This is a genomic window from Aurantiacibacter marinus, from assembly GCF_001021555.1.
In the GTDB taxonomy this organism is placed as follows: domain Bacteria; phylum Pseudomonadota; class Alphaproteobacteria; order Sphingomonadales; family Sphingomonadaceae; genus Alteraurantiacibacter; species Alteraurantiacibacter marinus.
Map to the genome: position 1 here is coordinate 624,844 of NZ_LDCP01000001.1, position 25,250 is coordinate 650,093.

The 25,250-nt window shown below is 60.2% G+C and carries 18 protein-coding genes; 3 read left to right on the plus strand and 15 right to left on the minus strand.

Annotated features, from left to right (window positions below; genetic code table 11):
* Positions 1 to 39: 39 nt before the first annotated feature.
* Positions 40 to 1,842, minus strand: coding sequence for an aminodeoxychorismate synthase component I (pabB, locus tag AB731_RS03110; protein WP_047092452.1), 1,803 nt, complete (start codon positions 1,840 to 1,842; stop codon positions 40 to 42).
* A gap of 57 nt (positions 1,843 to 1,899) precedes the next feature.
* Here pabB and AB731_RS03115 point away from each other — a divergent pair, with 57 nt between their 5' ends.
* Complete coding sequence (locus AB731_RS03115) at positions 1,900 to 3,474, plus strand: helicase HerA-like domain-containing protein (protein WP_047092451.1); 1,575 nt, start codon at positions 1,900 to 1,902, stop codon at positions 3,472 to 3,474.
* 26 nt (positions 3,475 to 3,500) lie between these two features.
* Here the strand turns inward: AB731_RS03115 and AB731_RS03120 are convergent, their stop codons facing one another.
* The 4 genes from AB731_RS03120 to AB731_RS03135 form a co-directional block, all read right to left on the minus strand.
* Entirely contained in the window at positions 3,501 to 4,934 is a 1,434-nt protein-coding gene (locus tag AB731_RS03120) for a sensor histidine kinase (protein WP_331386695.1), read from the minus strand.
* Positions 4,934 to 5,671, minus strand: coding sequence for a response regulator (locus tag AB731_RS03125; RefSeq protein WP_047092450.1), 738 nt, complete (start codon positions 5,669 to 5,671; stop codon positions 4,934 to 4,936). The genes AB731_RS03120 and AB731_RS03125 overlap by 1 nt, the downstream gene beginning before the upstream one ends.
* Entirely contained in the window at positions 5,668 to 6,240 is a 573-nt protein-coding gene (locus AB731_RS03130; RefSeq protein WP_047092449.1) for an EF-hand domain-containing protein, read from the minus strand. Before AB731_RS03130 ends, AB731_RS03125 begins: the two co-directional genes overlap by 4 nt.
* Positions 6,241 to 6,469: 229 nt before the next feature.
* Complete coding sequence (locus AB731_RS03135) at positions 6,470 to 8,275, minus strand: aminopeptidase P family protein (RefSeq protein WP_047093107.1); 1,806 nt, start codon at positions 8,273 to 8,275, stop codon at positions 6,470 to 6,472.
* Here AB731_RS03135 and AB731_RS03140 point away from each other — a divergent pair.
* Both AB731_RS03140 and AB731_RS03145 read left to right on the plus strand, forming a co-directional pair.
* Entirely contained in the window at positions 8,274 to 10,478 is a 2,205-nt protein-coding gene (locus AB731_RS03140) for a S9 family peptidase (RefSeq protein WP_082126323.1), read from the plus strand. The genes AB731_RS03135 and AB731_RS03140 overlap by 2 nt on opposite strands.
* Positions 10,475 to 10,894, plus strand: coding sequence for an acyl-CoA thioesterase (locus AB731_RS03145; protein ID WP_047092447.1), 420 nt, complete (start codon positions 10,475 to 10,477; stop codon positions 10,892 to 10,894). Before AB731_RS03140 ends, AB731_RS03145 begins: the two co-directional genes overlap by 4 nt.
* A gap of 3 nt (positions 10,895 to 10,897) precedes the next feature.
* Here the strand turns inward: AB731_RS03145 and AB731_RS13540 are convergent, their stop codons facing one another.
* From AB731_RS13540 to AB731_RS03195, 10 genes are all read right to left on the minus strand, one after another.
* Positions 10,898 to 12,589 carry a GGDEF domain-containing protein gene (locus AB731_RS13540; protein ID WP_162199457.1) on the minus strand — a complete coding sequence of 564 codons (1,692 nt, stop codon included), beginning with the start codon at positions 12,587 to 12,589 and terminating at the stop codon, positions 10,898 to 10,900.
* 150 nt (positions 12,590 to 12,739) lie between these two features.
* Positions 12,740 to 13,855: an alanine dehydrogenase gene (gene ald / locus AB731_RS03155; RefSeq protein ID WP_047092446.1), complete on the minus strand. Its 1,116-nt coding sequence runs from the start codon at positions 13,853 to 13,855 to the stop codon at positions 12,740 to 12,742.
* Between the two features lie 89 nt (positions 13,856 to 13,944).
* A complete protein-coding gene (locus tag AB731_RS03160) occupies positions 13,945 to 15,393 on the minus strand; it encodes an ATP-binding protein (RefSeq protein WP_047092445.1) in 1,449 nt (482 codons plus the stop codon).
* A 170-nt stretch (positions 15,394 to 15,563) separates the two neighbouring features.
* Positions 15,564 to 18,185 carry a TonB-dependent receptor plug domain-containing protein gene (locus AB731_RS03165; RefSeq protein ID WP_052768877.1) on the minus strand — a complete coding sequence of 874 codons (2,622 nt, stop codon included), beginning with the start codon at positions 18,183 to 18,185 and terminating at the stop codon, positions 15,564 to 15,566.
* A gap of 289 nt (positions 18,186 to 18,474) precedes the next feature.
* Positions 18,475 to 19,248 (minus strand): sugar-transfer associated ATP-grasp domain-containing protein, encoded by a 774-nt coding sequence (locus tag AB731_RS03170; protein WP_231638820.1) that lies wholly within the window; start codon positions 19,246 to 19,248, stop codon positions 18,475 to 18,477.
* Positions 19,163 to 20,326: a 7TM domain-containing protein gene (locus AB731_RS13545; RefSeq protein WP_156167338.1), complete on the minus strand. Its 1,164-nt coding sequence runs from the start codon at positions 20,324 to 20,326 to the stop codon at positions 19,163 to 19,165. The genes AB731_RS03170 and AB731_RS13545 overlap by 86 nt, the downstream gene beginning before the upstream one ends.
* On the minus strand, positions 20,316 to 21,227 hold the full coding sequence (locus AB731_RS03180) for a hypothetical protein (protein ID WP_156167339.1): 912 nt from the start codon (positions 21,225 to 21,227) through the stop codon (positions 20,316 to 20,318). Before AB731_RS03180 ends, AB731_RS13545 begins: the two co-directional genes overlap by 11 nt.
* 120 nt (positions 21,228 to 21,347) lie before the next feature.
* The gene (gene rimK / locus AB731_RS03185; protein WP_047092442.1) at positions 21,348 to 22,253 is read right to left on the minus strand and encodes a 30S ribosomal protein S6--L-glutamate ligase; all 906 of its coding nucleotides are present in this window, start codon (positions 22,251 to 22,253) and stop codon (positions 21,348 to 21,350) included.
* A complete protein-coding gene (locus AB731_RS03190; protein ID WP_047092441.1) occupies positions 22,250 to 22,735 on the minus strand; it encodes an ATP-dependent zinc protease family protein in 486 nt (161 codons plus the stop codon). Before AB731_RS03190 ends, rimK begins: the two co-directional genes overlap by 4 nt.
* A gap of 34 nt (positions 22,736 to 22,769) precedes the next feature.
* Complete coding sequence (locus tag AB731_RS03195) at positions 22,770 to 25,139, minus strand: FtsK/SpoIIIE family DNA translocase (protein ID WP_047092440.1); 2,370 nt, start codon at positions 25,137 to 25,139, stop codon at positions 22,770 to 22,772.
* Between the last annotated feature and the right edge of the window lie 111 nt (positions 25,140 to 25,250).

Sequence of the window (25,250 nt, forward strand, 5' to 3'; positions counted from 1 at the left end):
CTTCGATGCGTTGCAATGCCTGGCTGAGCGACGGCACGGTCACTTGAGCACCGCAGGGATCAGGCCGCGCAAGGCATTGCCGATGAAAAAGCCGCCGGATAGGTTGTCCAGCGTCAGGACCGCTTCGCGTGCCTTGCCTTGTTCAATCAGCGAGCGGCGCAGAACACCGGGCAGGAGGCCAAGCGCGGCGGGCGGAGTCAGCAGCACGCCATCATCGCCTTCAACAAAAATGCTGGTCCAGCTGCCCTCGGTCAGCGCGCCGTCACTGCGGACCAGCAAAGCTTCCACCGCGCCAGCATCGCGCGCTGCATGATGGGCAGCTTCATAGAAGCTGCGGTCGGTGCTCTTGTGCTGCAAACGCCAGTCATGCGCGACGGTAGGGTGCGGCAAGGCGATGCAGGGTGCGGGATTGGCCATAGCTTCAGGCAGCGGTCCGTTTTCCAGCGTAACCGCGCCGCTGCGCGCCAGAACCAGCCGGATTTTCGCCGCCGCCTCCAGTTCAAAACACAGCGCCTGAATGCGGTTGCGCGTTTCGTGCCGGTCGAAGGAGAAACCCAGCTCTGCCGCGCTGGCCTTCATCCGTTCCAGATGCAGTTCCAGCAGCGGGATGCCATCTTGCGGGTCGAAGCGCATGGTTTCGATCAAATCGTGCCCGCCTGCCGGGCCGCGTGTGAAGGCGCCCTTGATCAGGCATTCGCGCCATTCGCCCATCGGGTCGCTATCCGCCACAATCGCGCCGCCGACGCCGAGCACGGCCTTGTGCCGCAGGTTCTCCCCCGGAGTGAGTCGGATTGTGCGGATCGCGACATTGAACGCGGCATCGCCGTCTGCCCCGATGCGGCCAATCGCACCGCAGTAAGGCCCGCGCGGATCGCGCTCCACCTGATTGATCAGTTCCATCGCCCGGATTTTCGGCGCGCCGGTGATGGAGCCGCAGGGAAACAAAGCATTGATCAGGTCAACCGCGCCCTTGCCGTCCTGCAAACGGGCAAAGACGGTCGAGACCATCTGGTGCACCGTGGGGTAGGTCTCGACTGCGAAAGCATCGTCAACTCGCACGCTGCCAGCATCAGCGACACGGCTGAGATCATTGCGCATCAGATCAAGGATCATCAGGTTTTCGGCCCGGTCCTTGATCGATTCGCCCAGTTCCGCCTTCATCGCGGCATCGGCGGCGGGGTCGGCCACCCGTGGCCGTGTGCCTTTCATCGGCTTCACCTTGGCCTCCCCGCCTTTCAGCGAGAAAAACAGTTCCGGGCTGAAGCTGAGCAGATAATGGGAGCCGTCAAACACCAGCCCGCCGTACCCTGCCGCTGCCGTCGGACGGATCGCGGCATAAAGCGCTGCCGGGTCACCGCGCGCCGGGCCGGCCAGCGGGAAGGTGAGGTTCGCCTGATAGATATCGCCAGCGCGGATTGCTTCCTGCAAGGCCGCAAACCGTTCGCAATATTCGCCTGCGGATATTTGCGGATCGAGCGGGCCGATGCTGACTTCGCCTGACCCATCATGCTGGGCGGAAAGCCAGTCACGCATATTGGCGGCGGGAATAATTTCGGGATCATCGAACAGGCCCAGCCAGACGAGTGGCCCGTCGGCTCCGGTGCGGGGCGCAGCGAGTGGCTCAAGCCGATCTTCCAGCGCCAGACCTGCCTCATAGGCGATGTAGCCAGCCAGGTGTTTGCCAGATTTTACACGAGCAGCTTCCGCCGCCGCCAGCACGCCCGCGACCTCCCCTGGCCTGCGCGCCACGAAGGTCTGTTCGGGCGAGACAAAGTAATGCGCATCGCTCGCTCCGTGCTCGCGCGCATCGTCGAGTAAGACGAAGGGGGTCTTGCCATCCATCCGCCCCGCTCTAGGGTTCCTTCAAGAATCGAGCAATAACAGAGATTGGGCGCGCAAATGGGCGATATTTTCATTGGCAATGATCTGGACGGCAATCGGCAGGCGCTGGATCTGGGCCGCGCCAACCGCCACGGGCTGATCGCGGGTGCAACCGGCACGGGCAAAACCGTGACCTTGCAGGGCATGGCGGAAAGCTTTTCCGCAGCAGGCGTGCCGGTCTTCGTGGCCGATGTGAAAGGCGATTTGTCGGGCGTTGCCATGCCGGGCTCCGCCAGCTTCAAACATGCCGACAAGCTGGAGGCCCGCGCCAAAGAGCTGGGCATGGAGGATTACGCCTATTCGGATAATCCGGTGGTTTTCTGGGATTTGTACGGCGAACAGGGCCACCCCATCCGCACCACGGTTTCGGAAATGGGGCCTCTGCTGCTTTCCCGCCTGCTCGATCTGAACGAGACGCAGGAGGGCGTATTGCAGATCGTTTTCCGCCATGCCGACGATAACAAGCTGCTGCTGCTGAATTTTGACGATCTGCGCAGTATGCTCGCCTGGGCCTATGACAATGCGCAGGAGTTGTCCGGGGAATATGGTAATGTGTCGAAGCAATCGGTTGGTGCGATCCAGCGCCAATTGCTCAGTTTCGAATCGCAAGGGGCGGACCATTTCTTTGGCGAACCGGCGCTGGAAATCGACGATTTCCTGAAAGTGGACGAACAGGGCCGGGGCATGGTCAACGTGCTCGCCGCCGACAAGCTGATGCGCAGCCCAAAGCTTTACGCGACGTTCCTGCTGTGGCTGCTGGCCGAATTGTTCGAAACGCTGCCCGAAGTGGGCGATCCGGAAAAGCCCAAGCTGGTGTTCTTCTTCGACGAGGCACACCTGCTGTTCGATGATGCGCCAAAGGCGCTGCAAGACACGATCGAACGGGTAGTGCGGCTCATCCGGTCCAAGGGCGTTGGCGTGTTTTTCGTGACGCAGAACCCTATCGACATCCCTGAAGAAATCGCCGGACAGTTGGGCAACCGCGTGCAGCATGCGCTGCGGGCCTTTACCCCGAAAGACCAGCGCGCGATTCGTGCGGCGGCCGAAACCTTCCGCATCAATCCCGATCTCGACGTGGCAGAGGCGATTACCCAGTTGAAGGTGGGTGAAGCGCTGGTCAGCACGCTGGACGATGATGGCGCACCCACGATTGTTCAGCGCACCTTGATCAAGCCGCCGCGCAGCCGCCTTGGCCCCGTTAATGCGAAAGAACGCGCGATCATCCAGTCGGTCAGCCCGTTTGATGGCAAATATGATGAAGTGATCGACCGCGAAAGCGCCGAGGAAGTGCTTGCCCAAAAAGCTGCGGATGCGGTGAAGACCGCTGAAGAAGTCGCTGAGAAGGGCGCCGAGGAAGTGGCCAAGCAGCCGCGCAAATCCAGGAGCATCTGGGAAAAGGCGCGGGAGCGCGCGATGGGCGCCGCTGCTGGCTCTATGGCATCCGTTGCAGCCGCCGCCGTTACGGGTCGCCGCAGCCGGGCCAATCCGACCAAGACTGCTGTCACGTCGGGCCTGGGTTCTATCGCCACCGATCTTGCGGGGCCGGTTGCAGGCCGTTTCGTGCGCAATATTATTGGCGGGCTGATGCGATAATGCTGCTTCGCCGGTCTCGGGGCCGATCAGGCCAAAGGCAAACGTATTTCCGCCAGCAGGCCGACCACGCCGCCATCTGCGCCGATACGATTGGTGAGCAGCAGTTTGCCGCCGTGCTGCTCCGCGATAGCGCGCGCCAGTGTCAGGCCAAGGCCTGCACCGCCGGTTGATCGGTTGCGCGATGTGTCACCGCGCGCGAACGGCTCCATCATTGCAGCGATTTGATCATCGGATATGCCGGGGCCGCTGTCGGCGATGCGGATCACGGCTGTATCCCCTTCGCGCGCCAAGGCAATACGCGCCTGCTTTCCATACCGCAGGGCGTTGCTGATCAGATTGCGCAGCGCCCGGCGCATCCAGGTGGCCCGCAGCGGCGAGGCCATACGCTGTGTTTCGCCCAGCACGACATTTTCGCCCATGTCTTCGAATTCTTCGAATACAGATGCCACCAGTGCCGACAATTCCGTCCGCTCCAGCGGGTCAGTCGGACGGCCTACACGGGCCAGCGAGAGGATATCGTCGAGCGAGGATGTGATGTCTTCGATAGTGGCGGCCATGCGGGCGCGCTCTGTTTCATTTTCGACGCTCTCGATCCGCACGCGCAAAGCGGCGAGAGGGGTTTTGAGGTCATGGCCGATGGCACCAAGCATCACGTTCTTTTCATCGAGCAGGGCGGCAATGCGTCCTTCCATTGCATTGTGTGCAGTGATGAGTCGCCGGGCATCCTGCGGGCCAGAGGGTTCAAGCGGGGGTTCTGTTCCCAATGTTCCGCCAAAACCTTCCACGCGCTTCGTCAACTGTGCCAGCGGCCGTGTGAGTCGCCGCAGCAGGAAGGCCAGCCCGCCAACAAGCACCAGATACAGGATCAGTGTCTGGATGATGATCCCGATCATGGTCCTGCGCGCAGGCTGCGGGCGCGGAGACCGGGCGATAACCCACGTGTCTGCGCCCTGCCGTTTCAATCCCGCGACAACCAGTTCGCCTTCCGAAGACCAGCCCCGGCGTTCCAGAAAGCGCGGGTTGCGCCTCAGCCGCTGCAGGACAAACGGGTCCTGAGAAATCTGGCGCGAAAGCACGACCAGCTCGCCGATCACAACGCCTTGCCGTTGCAATACGTTGCGCAGCGTTTCTTCCCGCGCCGGATCGCGCGATTCGCCTTGCGCCAGCGGAGAGGTAACGGCGCGCTCTACCCGCACACGGCGCAGACCCGGCCTGCGCTGGCCACGCTGGCGAACGCCATCAGGCCGCGCTTCGCGGCGATCTGCCGCGCGTCCATTGGCCTGACGATCTGTAATCAATTGAAAGGCCAGTTCATTCGCCAGCCCGCTTTCGATGCGGTTTTCTTCAGCGCGGTAAAGCAGCACGGCAGAAATCGTCTGCGCCACCAGCAACGCCAACGCGACCGCCAGCAGCATCTGGCCCAGCAAGCTTTTCGGCACGAAGCGGCGCATTGCTGTCATCAGTCCTTGCCAGCCGCGATGCGTCGTACTTCGCAGGCAAGTCGGTAGCCTCCGCCCCAGACGGTCTGGATCAATTTGGGGTCGCGATTGTCTTCTTCGATCTTGCGGCGCAGGCGGCTCACCTGATTGTCGACCGCCCGGTCAAACAGATGCGCCTCGCGGCCTTGCACCATGTCGAGCAGGCGGTCCCGATCCATCACCTGCTTGGGATGGCTGAGAAATGCAACCAACAGGCGGAACTCGGCAGAAGAAATCGGCACAACAACGCCTTCGGAGTCAGTCAACCGGCGTTTGAGCGGATCCAGCCGCCAACCTTCGAATTCGTAATGCGCCTCAATCAGAGGGTCAACGGCAGGCGTGCCCCTGGCCGTGCGGCGCAGAACAGAGCGGACACGGGCGACCAGTTCGCGCGGTTCAAAGGGTTTGACGACATAATCATCAGCGCCGACTTCCAGCCCCACAATCCGGTCGGTCGCTTCGCCCTTTGCGGTCAGTAAAATGACCGGCAGATTGCGCGCTTCGATCAGATGGCGGCACAGGGAAAGCCCGTCTTCACCTGGCATCATGATGTCGAGCAGGACGAGATCGGGCACATCGTCCAGCAAAACGGCGCGGGCTTTGGAGGCATCGGCGGCCTGCGTAACGGCAAACCCCTGGCGCGAGAGGTACTCGGCCAGGGGTTCACGCAGACTGGCTTCATCATCCACCAGCAGCAGTTTGACCTGCTGTTCGATCATTGCTGACGGGCACCACGGCGGCCGCCACGTTCACCGCGCTGGGCGCGGCGTTCTTCAGCAGTAACCGTGCCGTCATTATTGGCGTCGGCAGCGTCGAAACGTGCAAGGGCAGCAGCGGTAAATTCGGCCTGACTGATGGCGCCGTCGCTGTTGGTATCGGCCTGTTCCATCATCTGGCCGCGACCTTCGCCGCCACCACGCCGACCGCCATGCCGCTCACCGCGGCCACCGCGGCGTTCTCCGCCACCGGCGCGCTGTGCGCCGCGCTCTGCCCGGCGTTGCTGGCGCTGTGCATGGCGGGCCTCACGTGCGGCCTGCGTTTCTTCAAATGTCAGCGCCCCATCATCGTTGGCGTCTGCTTCATTGAAACGTGCCAATGCGCGGGCTTCACGGTCGGCGGGGTTCAGCACGCCATCACCGTTCACATCCATCCGGGCGAAACGTGTGGCAGTGCGGGTTTCAACATCGGCGCGGGTCATGTCAGCGCCGCGCATCTGGTCTTGCGCCACGGCGGCACCGCCAAAGGTCAGGCCGGCAGCTGCGACTGCGATCATAAGAGTCTTGTTCATCGGTATTCTCCACTCTGTGTTCAAAGGTAGAGCAGCGGAGCGCCAGCTTGAAGGGGGAGAGGGGGAAATTGGCGCCTCGCTACTCTTGATGCCGGTTCTAGAGTGCGTGTGTCGCAGGAATTCGCCGGATTTCCGGATAAGTGTCGCAGTTTGTCGCGCAAAGGGCGGGCCGTTCAGCGGGCCGTTATCTTTCGTTTGGCGGGCGTTCAGGAACTCCCGCCGCGCGGGGTCAAAGCGGCTGGCAGGCAGCTTCGAGCCAGGCCAGATTGCCGCCTTCCAACTGCGGGGCAAGCACGGCGTGCACCTTTGCATGATAATCATTCCACCATGCGATTTCGGCCTCGCTGAGCATTTCGCGGTCCACCAGTGTACGGTCGATCGGCACCAGGGTAAGCGTTTCGAAGCCGAACCATTCGCCTTCCATGCCATCGATCTGGCGGTCCACGACAAGCACGAGGTTTTCGATGCGGATGCCGTATTCACCGGCCTTGTAATAACCCGGCTCATTCGAAAGGATCATGCCAGCGACCAGTTCCTGATCGGTTCCGGCCTGCCCGCCGCGCCCCTTGGCAATCCGCTGCGGCCCTTCATGAACACCCAGAAAACTGCCAACCCCGTGGCCGGTCCCGTGGGCATAATCGACACCTGCCATCCACAAATGCTGCCGGGCCAGCACATCCAGAGCGCTGCCCGCTGTGCCGGTCGGGAAAATTTGCATGTCGAGCGCGATATGCCCCTTCAGTACGCGGGTGAACCGGTCCTTCACTTCGGCGGGCGGGGTATCGGGGCCGATCCATACCGTGCGGGTAATGTCGGTCGTGCCGTCTTTGTACTGGCCGCCCGAATCGACGAGATAAACGCTATTGGGTTCAAGCGGCAGGCAGGTTTCCTCGCTCACCCGGTAATGACACAGCGCGCCGTTGGAGCCTGCGCCCGAAATCGTATCGAAGCTGAGGTCGACCAGTGCGGCGTTCTCTTCACGGAAAGCCTTCAGTCTCGCAGCGGCAGAAAGCTCGTCCACCGTGCCTTTTGGGCCTTCATCCTCCAGCCAGTTGAGAAAGCGGCTGACAGCGGCCCCGTCACGGGCCTGCGCATCGCGGTGGCCCTGTCGTTCGGCAGAGTTCTTGATCGCCTTGGGCAATACCGCTGGATCGGTTTCGAGAACCACGTCTGCGCCGACTTCGTCCAGACGTTCAAAAATAGCGTAGACCGAGCGTTCCGGATCAGCGGCTACGCGCTTGCCAGCGAGCTGCGCGAAAGCCGCGGAGAATTCGTCCGCGTTGCGAATGCGCACGGCATTGCCCAACTTCGAGGAAACTTCGTCCGTGACCTTTTCCGGAGCGATGAACCAGTCTGCCGTCCCGTCTGACTGGACCATCAGATAAGACAGGGCGACCGGCGTGTGATCGACATCGCTGCCGCGGATATTCAGTGTCCATGCGACCGAATCGAGCGCGCTGATGACAACAGCATCCAGCCCTTCATCCTTCAGCCAGTCGGCAATCTCGCCGCGCTTTTCCGCGCTGGAGCGGCCAGCGTAGGTATCATCCTGCACGAAAGCTGGCGCCATGGAGCGTTCGGGCTGATCGGACCACACGGCGTCAATCGGATTGCCGTCCACCGCGACCAATTCGGCCCCGGCTTTGTCAAGCCGCTTCGCCATCGCCTTTGCCCAGCCGCGCGTGTGGAGCCACGGGTCAAAGCCGATCCGCGCGCCCTTGGCAGCGGTTTCGGCAATCCAGTCACCCATATTGTCCTTCGGGACGGATTTGTAATCGTACAGCTTGCCGTCAACTTGATCGCGCACCTGGATGGTATAACGGCCGTCCACGAACATGGCGGCGTTGTTCTTCAGAACCACCGCGCTTCCGGCGGAGCCGCCAAAACCTGTCAGCCACGCCAGCCGCTGGGCATAGGCACCGACATATTCGGACAAATGTTCATCACTGATCGGCACGACAAAGCCATCAAGCTCGCGCCGGGCAAGTTCTTCACGCAGTGCGGAAAGGCGGGCTTCGTGGGTTTGCATCAGCATGGCGTGTTTTCCAGTTTCAACTTGGTTCGTTTGTTTATACGCAACCGACATAGTCTTTTGCCGCGCAGCTTTCCAGCCGTGCGGGATCTCAGCCCGAGAAAATGCCCCAAATCATAAAGGCGAAACCTTGAACTACGACACCAGCATACAGCCGCCCCGCGCCGAACAGCGCGAGCATAGCCACACCCACCACGGCGTTACGATTTCGGATCCGTATAACTGGCTGCGCGATCCTGCCTATCCCACTGTCGAAGATACGGACGTGCTAGGATATCTACGCGCCGAAAATGCCTATTTCGAAGCGCAGATGGTAGGGCAGAAAGCCCGGGTCGATGCTCTGTTCAAGGAAATGCGCGCCCGTATCAAGGAAGACGATGCCACCGTTCCGCAGCGCGATGGCGACTACGAATACTGGTCCGAATTCGAAAAAGGCGGGCAATACCGGAAATACTATCGCCGCCCGGCGGGCACCAGGGATCGCGAGTTGATGCTGGATGGCCCAGCGCTGGCTGAGAGTCTTGAATATTTCAGCCTCGGCGCTCTCTCTGTCAGTGAGAACGGTCGCTATCTCGCCTATTCGACCGATACGACCGGCGGCGAATATTACACCGGTTTTATCAAGGACCTTGAGACCGGTGAATTGCTCCCGGACCGGATTGCCAACGTCAATACCGGCCTGATCTGGACTGCAGGCGATACGATGATCGTTTATGGCCGCGCGAATGAAAGCTGGCGCGTGGACCGCATTTTCGCGCACAAAGTGGGGACAAGCGGCGATGACCGCGAGATATACCACGAAGAAAAGCTGGGCTTTACCGCATCGCCGGGCCTGTCCTCCAACCGCGAATGGTTGATCATTGCGGCTGGCGATAATGAAACGAGCGAAGTCCGCCTGCTGCCCGCATCCGATCCGCTGGCAGAACCGCTGTTGGTGCGCGAGCGTCAGACTGGCGTGGAATATGATGTGGATGTTCGGGACGAGACGATATTCGTCCTGACCAATGACAAGCACGTAAATTTCCGCCTCGCCACCGCGCCCATGTCTGCGCCTGCTGAATGGACCACGCTGATCGAAGGGTCGGACGAGTTCTATCTTACCGATTTCGATCTCTATCGTGATTTCTACGTCACCGAAGGGCGCATTGCCGGTCTCGATCAGGTGCAAATCCGCTATTACGATGACCCTGGGCGAGTGGAGACGATTGCTTTCCCGGAGGAGGCCTATTCTGCCGGCCTCGGCAACAATCCCGAATGGGCGATGGACCGGCTGCGGATGCATTACCAAAGCCCGATCACACCCGACACCGTGTATGACTATCACGTCGCCAGCCGGGAACTGGAACAGCTCAAGGTGCAGGAAATCCCCAGCGGGTTTGATCCCTCGCTTTACACTGTCGAACGATTGCAGATCACGGCTCGGGACGGGGCGATCGTCCCTGTCAGCGTGCTTTACCGGAAAGACCGCGACGAGATGAATGGCGGGGCTGGCGGCCCGCTGCATCTCTATTCCTACGGCGCTTATGGTTATGCCGTTGCGCCGGGCTTTTCGACGACCCGTCTGAGCCTTGTCGATCGAGGTTTTGCCTTCGCTATTGCCCATATTCGCGGCGGGGATGATCTGGGCCGTAATTGGTATCTGCAGGGCAAGATGAAAGCGCGGACCAATACCTTCAACGATTTCATCGACGTCGGGCGCGCTCTGGTAGAACGCGGACTGACCGCAGAGGGGCGCATTTCTGCCAGCGGCGGCTCTGCCGGAGGTGAACTGATGGGCGCTGTGATCAACGCGGCGCCTGAATTGTTTGGCGCCATCGTGGCGCATGTGCCGTTTGTGGATGTGCTCAATACCATGCTGGATGACACGCTTCCGCTCACGCCGGGCGAATGGCCGGAATGGGGCAATCCGATCGAGAGCGAAGAGATGTTCAAGCTGATCCGCAGTTACTCCCCATACGACCAGACCAGGGCGCAGGCCTATCCTCCGATGCTGGTGACTGCTGGCCTGAACGATCCACGCGTCACATATTGGGAGCCTGCCAAATGGGTCGCCAAGCTGCGCGAATTGAAAACGGACGACAATATCCTGCTGCTCAAAACCAACATGGGTGCGGGCCATGGCGGTAAATCGGGCCGGTTCGAGGGCCTGCGCGAAACGGCTGAGGAGGTGGCGTTTATCCTGTGGCAGATAGGATTGAAGGCGTGAGCAACAGCTTCACTCTCACTTTTACCGCGCTGCCCGAGCACATCGACATGAACGGGCACGTCAACAACACTGTCTGGCTGCGCTGGATGGAGGATTTGTCTGGCGCGCATTGGGAATCTGACGCTCTGCCTGAACATGCCGACCACTATGTCTGGCTCGTGCTGCGGCATGAGATCGATTATCGCGGAAATATTACCGAGGGTGAGCAGGTGACGGGCGAAACCGTGATCCGCGAAGGTCCGCGCGGGCCGCGCTTCAACAGGCATTTCAGCTTTACAGGCGCAGACGGCAAGGAACTGGTGCGGGCCAAAACGACGTGGGCGATGATGGACAAGGCTACCGGCAAGCTGATGCGTGTGCCCGGCGAAGTTGCCGCGCCGTTCATGCCCGAAGGCGGCTGGAACGCCGCAAGCTGAATTTCAGGCAGCCACCCTGCGTTCGCGCCGATTGACTGATTTGCGCGTGCGGAAAACCTTTACGCGTTCGCTGACGGTCCGGTCCCGCCCGGTATTTTTCGCTTCATAAAGCAGCCGGTCGGCACGTTCGTACAAGGCCGCGAAATCTGCATCGGGCATGGCATCTGCCTGCAACTCGACAAGGCCCATGCTTGCGGTCAACAGATGGTCATTGCCCAGCGCCGCCTTCGCTGCGGCGGGCACCATGCGGCGGCGGTGTTCGGCGCGATCGAACGCGCCGCGCCCACGCATAAGCAGGGCAAATTCTTCGCCGCCCATGCGGATAACGACTGTTTCACTATCGGGCTCCAGTGCTTTGGCCACAGCGCACAGCACTTTATCGCCAGCAGTGTGGCCGAATGTATCGTTGATCGCCTTGAAGTGATCGAGATCGATCAGTGCCAATGAAGTGAAGCCTTGCGCGCGCAGCCGCTCATACCGCTCCGTAATGATCCTGCGGTTGTACACGCCGGTCAGCACGTCGCGTTCGGACGCGCGTTCCATCAAGATGGCAGCAGTCCGTGCACTATCGCGATCACGCTTGATCAGCATGAAACGGTCTGCGACCGCAAGGGCGCTTACGACCACTTGCCAGCTCAGGGCAAAATGCTGGAGCATGACAGCGTGAAACCGGATTTCGAATTCGGTCAACAGCGCCAGTCCAACCCGGGCCGTGCCGATCAGGATCAGCGGCAGGTAAGATAACACCAGAAACAGCGTTGCACGGCTTCCGCACCGTAGCGGATGGATAAGCGCAAAGGCCAATCCCCCCAGGAACACAGCGTAACCAGCATAATAGGCCACCGCGATAGGCATACCGACGGTAAGCCCGAAGGTGACGCGCATCAGCCCCAGCATAACCGCAAGGGTCGCAACACCGTACAACATGCGGCGTGAGAGCGCGTTGATCTTGTCACGTTCGATAAAGCTGGCGGCAAAAATCGTACTGGTAGCCGCGATCAGATCGAAGCTCATGTGGAGAATGATGATTTGCGCTGTGCGCGAAATATCCATCATCAGCGGCAGCAGTCCTGCCAGAGCGGCCACCTGGACAACTGCAAGCAGGCAATAGAGCGAATGATAGATCGGGAAGCTAGTGCGCAGGACGCGAAAGTATCCGAGCCCGAACAGGGCCGGAGCAATCAGCAGGCCGCAAAGTACGGCTGCGATAAGCTGGTCTGCATTGGCCAGCATGGCAGCTGGAGCGGTGTCTTCCAGTTCGAACCGGTCTATGACGCCTGCACTTGTGGGCGCATCGATCCGGACGACGACTGCTTCCAGGTCGCCTGACACAGGCGGTGCAACAACGCGCGTTTTCCAGACCGGCGACGTTGGCGTAAGGTCGCTGAGCGACAGCCAGTTATCCGTTATCACTTCCTGCCCGCTGATGGAGGACAGTTGGAAGCGCGCAAATTGGTCTATTTCCCGGTAGGTGTGCGAATTGATCAGCAGGCCGGGCGTTTCGATTGCAGAACCGCGCAGGTCGAAGCGAAGCAGAAGCTGTTGCGCGTTGTCCGCCAGAGTCCCGGGTGTGTCGCAACTCCAGCGAGACCGGTCGAGGACAATGTCCTTTACCGTTTCTGAAGCCGTGACTGCCGCGTGACAGACCGATGCGGAAGGAAAGGCAGGGGGGGCAGTAAAAGTTTCCGCGCGCACGGAAGCAGGTACCGCAACCAAAAGCAGCACAATCGCCGCGACCCAGAGCCTCGCGAATTTTTCCACACACCCACCACGCATCGCATGGTGATAGGTCTAATCGGTTATATCGGAGTTAATGCGCACGTTACCGTTGTGCTGGCGTGCCTGTCAGGCAATCGCCTCTGCGATCTCCAACAACTCATAGCCCAGCTCGCTCGCCACGGCCGGATAAGTCACTTTGCCAGCGTGGACGTTCAGCCCTTCCGCCAGATGGGGATCGGCGCGCATTGCCTCTTTCCACCCGAGATTGGCGATCCGCAGGGCGTGCGGCAGGGTCACATTGTTCAGCGCGTAGGTGCTGGTGCGGCTGACCGCGCCGGGCATGTTGGCAACGCAGTAATGCACGATATCGTCCACCACATAGGTAGGCTCATCATGCGTGGTGGCGTGGCTGGTTTCGAAACAGCCGCCCTGGTCGATGGCAACATCGACGAGCACCGCGCCCGGCTTCATGGTTTTCAGCATGGCGCGGGTGACAAGGCGCGGCGCAGCAGCGCCGGGAACCAGAACAGCGCCAACCACCAGATCGGCCTCTGCCACGGCTTCTTCGATATTGGCCCGGCTGGCAAAGCGGGTGCTGGCGCGCGCTTCGAAATGAGTGCCGACTTTTTCCAGCACTTCCGGATTGAGATCCATGATTACAGTGTCTGCGCCAAGCCCTGCGGCCATTTGTGCTGCGTTGAACCCAACCACGCCGCCGCCGATAATCACGACCTTGCCCGGCATCACGCCAGGCACGCCGCCCAGCAGCACGCCGCGCCCGCCATTGGCTTTTTCAAGTGCCGTTGCGCCCGCCTGAATGCTCATCCGGCCCGCGACCTGGCTCATGGGTTTCAAAAGCGGCAACCCGCCGTGCGAACCGGTGACTGTTTCATAAGCGATGGCCGTGCAGCCTGACTTCACCAAGTCAGCAGTTTGTTCAGGATCCGGCGCGAGGTGGAGATAAGTGTAAAGCAATTGCCCTTCGCGCAGCATGGCGCGCTCTCCGGCCTGCGGTTCCTTCACCTTCACGATCATTTCGCAATTCGCGAAAATTTCTTCAGCGGTTTCGACGACCTTGGCGCCGCGATCTGTGTAATGGATATCGAATGCGCCGATGCCTTCGCCTGCGCCGCTTTCGACCCAAACGTCATGGCCGTTGGCGACCAGTTCGCCTGCGCTTTCCGGCGTCAGGCCGACACGATATTCGCGGTTCTTGATTTCGCGTGGGCAGCCGATACGCATGGGAAGTCTCCGGTTAGTGGTCGGAATGAGCCGTTACATTTGCAACCAGTTGCGCGCAAGAAGAGTCGACAGGGGTATCAGGCGGTCCGTCAGGCCATCACATCCTCGATGCCTGGCACCGTGATCGTGCGTTCGCCTCCGAAATCTTCGTGCACCGATATGAGCCCGGTTTTCTCCAGATGCTCGAGCAAGCGGCGAATGCGCCCGGGTGATGCCGTGCCGTAAACCCGCGCCAGATGATCCTCGTCCGGGGCCCGTTTACCTGCGGCAGCAGCCACAACAATCGCCAGATAGGGGGCAAGAACGTCGTCGGCCACGCCCTGCGCCATGCGCTCGATCGCTTCGCGCGGTGCTTCGTCAAGACGGTCAACACCGGCACTGGTGAAAGCGAATTGGCGGCGGAAGGCTGGCATGTCGATATGGGCGGAGTTCACACCCTGCTCCCGGCAGCGGGTTGCGAAATCGCGGAACAGGGTGGCAGCAGGCCGGAAGGTTGCGCCTTCTTCCGCTGCAATTTCGCGCAGGATATCTTCAACCGAACCAGTCGGCGCTGCCTTTGCAGAGGCGGGCTTGGAAAGCTCCGCTTCGGCGCGTGCGGCAATGCTCTGCGCCAGGGCATCTGCGTCAGGCGCGGGCGGCGGCGCTGGCGGAGGCGGTCGATGCACGGTTTCGGCCGCTTCTTCCGCCAGTTGATCATGCAGCAGAGCGCCCATTTGTGCTGCATCTGCTTGCGGTAGAGGCGTCAGCGCGCTCGCCCCGTTTTTTCCGCCCGACTTCACCGATCCGATATGCACGGCGACCGGGCGGCGGCTGATCGCCGGGCCCAGGCCAAGGAAATGCCCGCGCTGCAAATCGCGAATGCGCTCCGCCTGCTTGCGGTCCATGCCAAGCAGATCTGCGGCGCGCTGCATATCGATATCGAGGAAGGTGCGCCCCATCAGGAAGTTGGAAGCCTCTGCCGCGACATTCTTCGCCAGCTTGGCAAGCCGCTGTGTCGCCACAATTCCGGCAAGGCCCCGTTTGCGACCGCGGCACATCAAATTGGTCATGGCGGACAGCGTCATGCGGCGCGTGTCCTCCGCCATTTCACCTGCGGCGGAAGGGGCAAACATCTGCGCCTCGTCAACCACCACCAATGCGGGATACCAATGTTCACGCGGGGCATCGAACAGGGCGGTAAGAAATTGCGCAGTGCAGCGGATTTGCTGTTCGACTTCCAGGTCTTCCAGCGCCAGCACGACAGAGGCGCGGTGCTGCCGTATGCGGCCTGCCAGCGCTTCTATCTCTCGCGGGGAATAGCTCGCCCCTTCGATGACAACGTGATCGAAATGGTCGGCAAGGCTTACGAAATCACCTTCCGGGTCGATCACAATCTGCTGCACAAGCCCGGCGCTCTGTTCCAGCAGTCGGCGCAGCAGATGCGATTTTCCGCTGCCGGAATTGCCTTGCACCAGCAAACGCGTGGCGAGCAATTCTTCCACGCCGATCGGCACTGGTGTGCCGTGCGCGTCCTTGCCGATTTCGATTTCTGCTTTCACTCGGACAGCGATAGGTCACGAGGCCCGTCCGGCCTAGCCGCAAGACGGCGTTTATCCAGCGATTGTTGCCCAATGGGCGGACGAAAAGTGTGCAACAATGAAAAGGGCGCCGCCTCTTTCCGAAGCGACGCCCCTGTCATGATGTTACCGGTGAAGCGTTGATGCCGCGATCAGAATTCGATGCTTACGCGGCCATACAGGAAGCGCCCGCTGAAGCCGAAGGGCGACTGCGAGGAGTACGGCAGGAAACTGGTGTTCAGGCCGTAATTCACCCCGTCAACTGTGCCGAACGGCAAGCGGTCGGGATATTCGTCGAACACATTGTTCGCCCCGACTGCCAGTTGGATCATTTCGACGGGGTTGAAGCGCAATTCCAGATCGACAACCCATTTCGGCGTCAGCGTATTGTCTCCCGGAGCATCGCCCATACCGACATTGATGTCGTTGCGGATCTGCTGGTTGGTGTCCGATGAGGGCAGGCCGTTGAGTGTGGCAGTGGTCACGCCATCTGGCAGGAAGACGCTGCCGAAGTGGTTGGCATTGATCGAAAAGCCGAAAGGATCGCGATCAAATACCGCACCCAGGTTCAGCTTGTTGCTTGGTTGGCCGTCCGTCAGGCGGAAACTTTCCTGGCGGGCGAACAGCCGGTTGGCGGTAAATCCGCTGAACACCCGGCGATCGGTAATCTCGGTATCGTTGAGGTTATAGCCTGCCGTCAGCGTCAGCGATCCGCCAGCGACATCTGGTATGCGGTAGCTGCCGACGATATCGATGCCCTGTGTGCGCGTATCGATCCCGTTGGTGAAGAAGCGGGCCGAGGATCCGACAACACCGGCGTTCTGCAGCAGCAAGAGGACGTCTGCACCGGTCAGGTTTTCGGTCAGCACGATCCGGTCATTGATCTTGATGTTGTAGTAATCGACCGTGAGGTTGAAGCGCGGGACCATCGAAAACACGACCCCGCCACCCAGATTGACCGATTTTTCAGCTTCGAGCGGCTCTGATCCAAGCGCGATCGCAATGGGCGAATCGACCGGGAAGGTGCCGATTTCGATCAATTGACCGCCAACATTGTTTGTGGAGGTGGTGGAGAAGAACTGCTGCGCCATGCCAGGTGCGCGGAAGCCGGTGGAGACAGAGCCACGGAAGGCGAGGCCTTCAACCGGCTCGAACCGCGCGGCAATCTTGCCGTTCAGCGTGCTGCCAAAGTCGGAGAAGTCTTCGAAGCGGCCAGCGACCTGCACGTTGAACATTTCCGAAAGATCGGTGTCCAGTTCGACATAGGCCGCAAACGAATCGCGCGAACGGTCAACCGCTGTGGTGGGCGAGAAGCCCGGGAAAACCTGTGCGCCCGGGGCAGAGCCGTTGCTGAAGAAAAACGGACCGGCAATGTAGCTGCCTTCTTCTCCGGCCACGATCTTGTAGTTTTCGTTGCGCCATTCGCCGCCCAAAGCAATCGAGGTATCGCCGATGCCGAAGTCCACTTCGCGCTGAACGTCGATATTCACCGATGTCTGGCCCGATCGCAGGCCGCCGGCATCGAATTCCGTGGGGCTGACATTGCCGCCCAGCGAAGCGTTCCAGGTGTTCGAGATGAGATAATCAAGACGGTTGGAGCCGTAGTTGACGGAGAAATCGAGGTTCCATCCGCTCACATCGCCGCGCAGGCCGATGACGCCTGCGATGTCTTCCACCGTGCTGTTGATCAGCGGCAGGAAGCCATCGGGATAGAACGGCACGCCGCCATTGGCGTTGTCACGGTTGCGCGCGTCGAGCGAGCGGCGGTAGAAGCCTGCGCCATTGCCTTCGCGGTTGCCGTAGCTGCCGAAAGCGTAAAGCTCGAACGTATCGCCCAGATCCATGCCTGCATTGGCAAACAGGTTGATATCACGCGATTCGCCGTCACCAAACCGGTGACTGTAACGATCAATCGTCGTTTCCCGCACATCGCCAAGGCCGGAATACTGGCGGCGCAGATCGGGGCCGGAACGGTTGGTCGGATCGCGGTCCTTATATTCCACTGTCAGGTTCAGGAAGGCGTCGTCGCCCACCGGCAGGCCGAAATTGGAAGCAATTGTCCAGGTGTCGCCGTCGCGGCGTGTCCGGTCTTCACCGGTAAAGGTGATAGGCGGAAGTTCGCTGGAACTTGTGGTCGTGGTCGGGCCTACCGATGCCACCTGATCGACGCCGTCCATAGTCGTAATGTAGCGGCCATAGGTTGCCTGGGCACGGCCACCTTCGCGCGTCTTGAGCTGGACGTTGATCACCCCGGCAATGGCATCCGAACCATATTGCGACGCGGCACCATCGCGCAGCACTTCGATACGTTCGATGGCCAGCGGGGGAATGGTGTTCATGTCGACCGCGGCAGATCCGCGTCCGATCGAACCGTTGAGATTGAGCAGCGAGGACAGATGGCGGCGTTTGCCGTTGACCAGCACCAGAACCTGATCCGGCGCAAGGCCGCGCAACGTTGCGGGGCGCAGGGAATCCGTGCCGTCAGTCAGCGAAGGCTGCGGAAAGTTGAACGATGGGACAAGATTGTTGAGCAGGCGGTTCGTTTCGGTTGTGCCCTGGTTGACGAGCGCTTCCGAAGTGATGACGTCAATCGGCACCGTGCTCTCGGCCACGGTCCTGTCAGTCCGGCGTGTACCGGTCACGATGATCTGCGGGGCATCTTCAGCGGAGCTCGCGCTGGGCGCGTTGTCCTGTGCAAGCGCAGGCTGAGCGAATGTTGCGATGGCCAGGGTTACCAGAGCGGAACCGGCTTTGAGATTGTTCTTTACCGACAAAATTGTTCTCCCAATGGCCCTCTTGGCCAGGGAAAGACGAATACAGGCGGTTTATTTTCCGCGGAAGAATGTTTCGTATTTCGCTCTACGAAAGAACAATCATTGATGCTTTCTGGACACATCGGGACATGTTCGAAATTTCCGCTGTCTCACAGGTGGTGGTGGGCAGTCACTGCAACAGTGGCTATCGGACAGGAAATCTCCAAAAAGCGCGCTCTTACATAGGGCTGCGTATTACGGGGCCTATCCAAATGCAGGGTCAACGTAACCCTTTGCCTGTGGCGTCGGATCAGTTGAACCTCTCACCCGCCAGCGCCATCGCACGGCGCAGGCCCTTCTGATTGATGTTCTGGATTTCGATACCCGGGTGCGCGTTCACCTCCAGAATCATCGGTCCGTCGTTTTCATCCAGAATGATATCGACGCCCAAATAACCAAGGCCGATGGCGGCGCTGCACCTGGAACTCATTTCCAGTACCGTGTCCCATTCCGGCAATTGGTGCCCGATCAGCTTTGCGCCGGTATCAGGATGATGCGTAATGACCTCGCCGACCACCATGGCCCGCGTAATGATGCCTGTTTCAATGTCCACCGCAGCACCGATGGCGCGTTGGTGAAGGTTGGCTTTGCCGTCGGAGGCATTGGTGGGAAGGCGCATCATCGCCATCAGCGGGTGTTCGCGCAAAGATATCACGCGCACGTCGGGCAGGCCTTCCGGCACCAGCCCTGCAATGCGCTTGTCCGGTCGGATAAGCGGTTCGATCAGCGCCGCATCTTCGGCAGCTGTATCACCCGAAAAGCCGCCATCCACGATGCGCCGCAGGTGGTTCATGACATCTGCCGGAGTCAGCTTTCCGCCTGATCCCTTGTACCAATTGTTCGCTTCACGGCGCACTGCCAGCAAAATGCCGTCACCCTGACTGCCGCGAGCCGGCTTTATCGCCCAACTGTCCGGCAAATCGCGCAAGGGATCGAAATCAAGCAGATCCCCATAGCTGGAGATTACGCATACCGTGCCGGTAGTTACGACGCCGCCAGCGTTCAGGGCCACTTTCGCCGCCACTTTGTCGCGCGCCTGTTCGATTGCCCAGCGCGGATTGTATTTCGCGATAATCGAATTGCGCAGATTGATCCCGAGTATCTCGTCGATGTGCCCTGCCTGGGGAATTTGCGAGCGCAGGTCTTGGCCCCGCGTCCCAGCCGCCGCCGAAGCGCGGTTGCGGGAGAACCGGGAGATCAAATTGCGGGAGGATTCCGGTATCGCTGTTGCCTTCGATATCAAGGGCGGCTTCAGCGCGTTGGTCAAGAGTTGCGGCAGCCTTGGCATTTCGTATTCCTTCGAGCCAGATGGGTGCAAACCGTTTGAGTTCAGACAGGCGCAGGCCGCGATATCGGCCCAGCAGGGCAATCGCGAGCCCGGCAAATCCGGGCAGCACCAAGGGCGAAATTTCAATCAGGGTCAGCGCCACCCGGCTCACCATCACGAATTGTATGATCAGCGCGAGCAAGAACGTGCTCATGGCGATATGAAAGGCTTCCTTTGCGCCGTCCTTTTCCCACTGGCGATACCAGCGTTCCACCACCAGCGCCGTCACCACAACGGGGAATGCGTCAACCTGCAATTCGGTGTCGAAGGCCACCTGCAGCCCGGCCAGCACAAACACGACGAAGCTGATCAGCACGCCCAGAAAGCCCACACGCGTCATGCGCAATTTGAGCAGCGTCGGCGCGGCAAGCATGCCGACCCCGACCGCCGATATCAGCACCAGCGGACCGAAAATCGGGCCGATTTGCAAGAAGGCTATGGCAATCAGCATCGGCGTAAACAGGCCGAACGCTTTCATGCCGACAAAACTCCGGGCAAGCACCACCAGGAATGCGCCAATGGGCAAGGCCATCAGCAGGTTTGACGGTTTCATTCCCCAAACAGCATAGGAAACCGCCTGTTCGCCAAGCGATTGCGGCATATAGAAAAGCTGTTGGGTGTTGGCGATGCCGAGAACGGCAAGCAGGCCAATCACGCCAAAAACGGCAGCGCCGATGTAGGCTGGCGCCCTGATCTGCGGCGTAGCCTTGGTCAGCACTCGTCGCAATTTACGCCAGCGGCTGAGCCGCCATTTGCGCAAACCTCTAAAAGACATAACCGAGGCTCACGCTGAAACGATACCCTTCGCGGTCACGCACCGGATCATTGCTGTTAGCAAAGATATACTTGGCCTCTGCTTCAGCGCGCCAATTGCCGGTCCACCACAGCAGTTCGACCTCGGGGACGATTTGCGTATCTTCTCGCGGTGCAGACCCCGGCAAAAGGCGTCCGTCGAAACTGGTCTGGCGCAGTTCCAGTGCAGGGCGCACGCGCAGATCGGATGTGATGGGGCGGGTGTACGATATGCTTGCAGACTCGCGTGAGTAGCCGCGCAGCGGATTATCCGAGGTGATCTCTTCGGCGCGCAAATCGAAGTTGATGTAATGGTAGCGGCCCAGACGGTGGCGATATTCGAAATCGACCCGCGCGCCTTCACCCTTGGATGAAGCGCCTCCGGGACCGTCGCCATCGTCATATTCGCGGTCTCGCCAGGTGCCACGCAGAGTGAAACGGTGCGCGCTTTCAGGTTCGAATTCAACGCGGGCGGAAACCTGTGTTTCATCCGTATCGCTTGATTCCACGGTCACCAGATCATCATAGATCCGTCCGCGAAGCTCCACTTCCCAGTCATCGTCCAGCTTTTGCGTGATGCCTGCTGTCAGACGATCCCGGTTGAAGCTGTCTCGGCCGGTGGCAGATCCGAAGCGTTCCACTTCGATGCGGTCCGCCTCAAGCCTTACTTCGGTTTTTTCATTGCCGAACGTGACACCGATCTGGCCGCGCAGATAACCGCCATCACCATTGATGATCAGTTCATCATCGCGGTCTTCGCTTTCGGATAGCACAATTCCAAGCTCGACACGGCCAAACGGGTCAAGTGACCAATTCTGCTGCGCATCCTGAGCCGTGGCCGGCGCATGCGCGAAACCGATGGCGAGCCCGGTACAGGCCGCCATGCGCAACGCCTTCAAGACGCAAAGAAGTTTATCCCCGAACATGTTCAGGGGTATTACGCAGATGCTGGTTTACGAATTGCTAACTGTAAAACCGAAACCTTGGGCCATCGGCCTTCCGGTTTATCCCTTGCCGCGTGTCTGCGTTTTACCGACTTTTGCATTGCCTTCGATAAATTCGATAATCATTCCAGCAATATCCTTGCCGGTAGCATTTTCGATACCTTCGAGGCCAGGAGACGAGTTTACTTCCATGATCACCGGGCCATGATTGCTTCGCAGCAGGTCCACGCCGCAGACATTCAGGCCCATTGCCTTGGCCGCGCGAACTGCGGTGCTGCGTTCTTCGGGAGTGATCTTGATGAGCTGTGCGCTGCCCCCGCGGTGGAGGTTGCTGCGAAATTCGCCTTCTGCACCCTGCCGTTTCATTGCCGCGACCACCTTGCCGCCGACCACCAGGCAGCGAATGTCCGACCCGCCTGCTTCCTTGATGAATTCCTGCACCATGATGGCGATATTCGCGCCGCGGAATGCCTCGATGATGGAGGCGCCGCCCTTGAGTGTTTCAGCGAGCACAACGCCGATGCCCTGTGTACCTTCCAGCAGCTTGATCACCACCGGGGGGCCATTCACCGCCTTGATGATGGCTTCTGCCTGCTTGGGATCGTTGGCATAGGCCGTTAGTGGCAGGCCGAGGCCGTATTTCGCCATAATCTGGGTGGAACGCAGCTTGTCCCGGCTACGCCCGATGGCAACGCTTTCATTCAGTGACCAGACGCCGCCCATTTCGAACTGGCGAAGCACGGCCAGACCATACGCGGTAATGGAGGCGCCGATGCGCGGAATGACCGCTTCGTATCCGTTCAGCGTTTCGCCCTTGTACATCACCGTAGGCCGATGGCTGGCGATATTCACGGTGCAGCGAGTGGTGTTGAGAATATCGAGAGTGTGCCCGCGTTCTTTGGCGGCGGCGACGAGGCGCTTGTGCGAATACAGGTTGGGATTGCGTGCGAGCATTGCAATTTTCATGGAATTTGTCCTTTGTCCGGTTTTCCGCCGGGTGTCTGTAGCCAGGAATGGCCAGAATCGACGGCAAATCGCCGCCTGAGTGAGGATCGCCCGATCAGCATCGGAAAGCGCATGTCCGACCGGTCAGCCAGACTGATTTCCGCGCGAAAGGTCAGCGTGCCGATCTTGAGCGGTGTCTTGATGATCATCCGTTCCTGGGTTTCCCCGTTGGAGCTGGTGATCCCGCGCATGTCGATATGGATGGCCTCGCAGATATGACGTTCATTGTGCGGACCGAAATCGACCGCGAATCGAACGAAGCGTTCTCCATCGCGCTCGAACTCTTCCAAAACGGTAGCATGGAGAGAGGACGTGCGTGCGCCAGTGTCTATTTTCGCCGGCACGCCGGTAAGGCCCAGATGAGGCAGGTCGACCAGTTCCCGCCACCCGACGGTTCTCAATTTGGTGGGCTTTTTCTTTTGCGGCGAGGCTTCATCGTTCATCGGACGCGGTTAAAGCAGGTTATCGGGCGTTCGGCTACAGTGGATTGCCGTCCCGGTCGCGGTAGATTTCGCGCCTGCCTACGTGGTTGGCGGGGCCGACGATGCCATCTTCCTCCATCCGTTCGATCAGCTTGGCGGCGGTGTTGTAACCCACGCCCATTTGACGCTGGAGCCAGCTGCCGCTGGCCTTCTGGTTTTCGATAACGATCTGGCACGCCTGGCGGTATTTGCGCTCTTCCGGATTATCCGATGCGGTTAATTCATCTTCGAAGTTATAACCACCATCTTCCGGTTCCTCGGTGACGCTGTCGACATAGGCGGGTGAACCCTGCGCGCGCCAGTGTTCCGCCACCCTCTCAACTTCTTCATCGGACACAAAAGGTCCATGAACGCGCTTCAGCGGACCAGTGTTGGGTTTGAACAGCATATCACCCTTGCCCAGCAACTGTTCCGCGCCCTGCTCGCCAAGAATGGTGCGGCTGTCGATGCGGCTGGTGACGTTGAAGCTGATGCGGGTCGGCAAGTTGGCCTTGATAACGCCGGTGATGACATCGACGGACGGGCGCTGCGTCGCCATGATCAGGTGAATGCCTGCCGCCCGGCTCTTTTGGGCAAGCCGCTGGATCAGCACTTCGATTTCCTTGCCGACGGTGACCATCAGATCGGCCAGCTCGTCCACGATCAGCACGATCTGGGGCAGGACTTCGTAATCGAGCTCCTTTTCCTCGACCACGGCTTCGCCCGTCTCGGGGTCGTAGCCTGTTTGCACCGTGCGTTTCAGCGGCTTGCCCTTGGCCGAAGCGGCGGCGACGCGTTCATTGAAGCCGCCAAGGTTACGCGCACCGATTTCGCTCATCATCCGGTAGCGGCGTTCCATCTCCTCGACCGCCCACTTCAACGACCGGACTGATTTGTGCGGCTCTGTCACCACGGGGGCGAGCAGATGCGGGATGTCGTCGTAGCTTTTCAGCTCCAGCACTTTGGGATCGATCAGGATCAGGCGGCACTCGGCGGGTGTAAAGCGGTACAGCAGGCTGAGCAGGATGGCGTTGAGGCCGACAGATTTGCCCGATCCGGTAGTACCGGCCACCAGCAAATGCGGCATGGCCGCAAGGTCGGCGACAATTGGTTCGCCGGAAATACCCTTGCCCAGAATGATCGGCAGGCCGCCCTTCGAACTGACGAAGGCTTCGGAAGCGACCATCTCTTTGAAATTGACCATCTGCCGGTCGGCATTGGGCAATTCGATGCCCATGACCGTCTTGCCCGGAATGGGAGCGACGCGCGCGCTGATCGCGCTCATATTGCGGGCAATGTCTTCGGCAAGGCCGATCACGCGGCTGGCCTTGATGCCCGGTGCGGGCTCCAGTTCATACATGGTGACCACTGGTCCGGTCTTGACCGCCGTGATTTCACCTTTGACGTTGAAATCATCGAGCACGGTTTCGAGCAGGCGTGCGTTGCGTTCCAGCGCCAGCTTGTCCAGTGGCGGGGCCTGATTGGTGGGCCCATCTTCCAGCAGATCGACCGTCGGCAGATCATATTCGGCGAACAGATCTTTCTGCGAGACCTTTGCCGCCGACTTCGCGCGCTGGGGCGGGCTGGCGGCATCGCTGATTTCTGGCGGACGGCGCTTGTCGAAAGGCGAACCTGCCATTGCCGCAGTCCCGTCAGAGGGGCTGTTGCCATCATCGCCGTCATCTGCCTGTGCATCCGGGCGGCGGCGCTGCTTGCGCGTTGTCTCGTCCTTGAACGGATTGGAAGATTTGAACAGCTGCGGCGGATTTCTGATCCATTCGGGCAACGTCAGCAACGTGGCCCAGTCGATTGCGAAAACGCGGCCTGCCAGCAGTGCGCCGCCGACCAGCGAAATGAGCCCGCCCGCCAGAATGGTCCAGAACTGCCCGGCTTCCGGGACCAGGCCGGCAATTGCGCGAATGCCGCCTTCGCCCAGAAGACCGGTCAACCCGCCAAATCCGGCAGGCCAACTGTGCTCACGCGAATCTGTTACGAGCGAGAGCGTGGTCGACAACAGCGTCATCGCGATCAGCAACAGGCCAACAGTGCGCCACCACTGGCCGCCCCAATGTTCTTCTTCATCGGCATCGCGCCACAGTTTGCGCGCAACAACATAGGTCAGCGGCAGGAACAGGACCGAAACCCAGCCAAACGCGGTGAGGGCCAGATCGGCGACGAATGCGCCGGGCTTGCCCATCCAGTTGTCCACCACATCGCCCGCTGCGGTGGAAAGCGAGGGATCTGTCTGGCTATGGCTGAGGAGGGCAATCGCGAGGAATGCGGTGAAGGCATACAGCAGCACCGCGCCCGTAAGCTGCGCGCTGCGCGCCAGCGAGCGACGAAAGGCGGCTTTCCAATCCGCGTTTTGGTTGGCCTTCGTGGCCATGAGATATCCCCTTGCGATGCGTCCCGGCGCGGAGAATCCCACAGAGGGACTCGGGGGTCAAATTGTTTGTCTCATGAAGCCGTATCCGCGGCTTCGTCCTCGCAAGACGGG

Coding starts and splice junctions, on each gene's coding strand:
- pabB (WP_047092452.1), bottom strand. CDS start 1,842: ATGGATGGCAAGACCCCCTTCGTCTTACTCGACGATGCGCGCGAGCAC.
- AB731_RS03115 (WP_047092451.1), top strand. CDS start 1,900: ATGGGCGATATTTTCATTGGCAATGATCTGGACGGCAATCGGCAGGCG.
- AB731_RS03120 (WP_331386695.1), bottom strand. CDS start 4,934: ATGACAGCAATGCGCCGCTTCGTGCCGAAAAGCTTGCTGGGCCAGATG.
- AB731_RS03125 (WP_047092450.1), bottom strand. CDS start 5,671: ATGATCGAACAGCAGGTCAAACTGCTGCTGGTGGATGATGAAGCCAGT.
- AB731_RS03130 (WP_047092449.1), bottom strand. CDS start 6,240: ATGAACAAGACTCTTATGATCGCAGTCGCAGCTGCCGGCCTGACCTTT.
- AB731_RS03140 (WP_082126323.1), top strand. CDS start 8,274: ATGGCGTGTTTTCCAGTTTCAACTTGGTTCGTTTGTTTATACGCAACC.
- AB731_RS03135 (WP_047093107.1), bottom strand. CDS start 8,275: ATGCTGATGCAAACCCACGAAGCCCGCCTTTCCGCACTGCGTGAAGAA.
- ald (WP_047092446.1), bottom strand. CDS start 13,855: ATGCGTATCGGCTGCCCACGCGAAATCAAGAACCGCGAATATCGTGTC.
- AB731_RS13545 (WP_156167338.1), bottom strand. CDS start 20,326: ATGTCTTTTAGAGGTTTGCGCAAATGGCGGCTCAGCCGCTGGCGTAAA.
- AB731_RS03180 (WP_156167339.1), bottom strand. CDS start 21,227: ATGGCGGCCTGTACCGGGCTCGCCATCGGTTTCGCGCATGCGCCGGCC.
- rimK (WP_047092442.1), bottom strand. CDS start 22,253: ATGAAAATTGCAATGCTCGCACGCAATCCCAACCTGTATTCGCACAAG.
- AB731_RS03190 (WP_047092441.1), bottom strand. CDS start 22,735: ATGAACGATGAAGCCTCGCCGCAAAAGAAAAAGCCCACCAAATTGAGA.
- AB731_RS03195 (WP_047092440.1), bottom strand. CDS start 25,139: ATGGCCACGAAGGCCAACCAAAACGCGGATTGGAAAGCCGCCTTTCGT.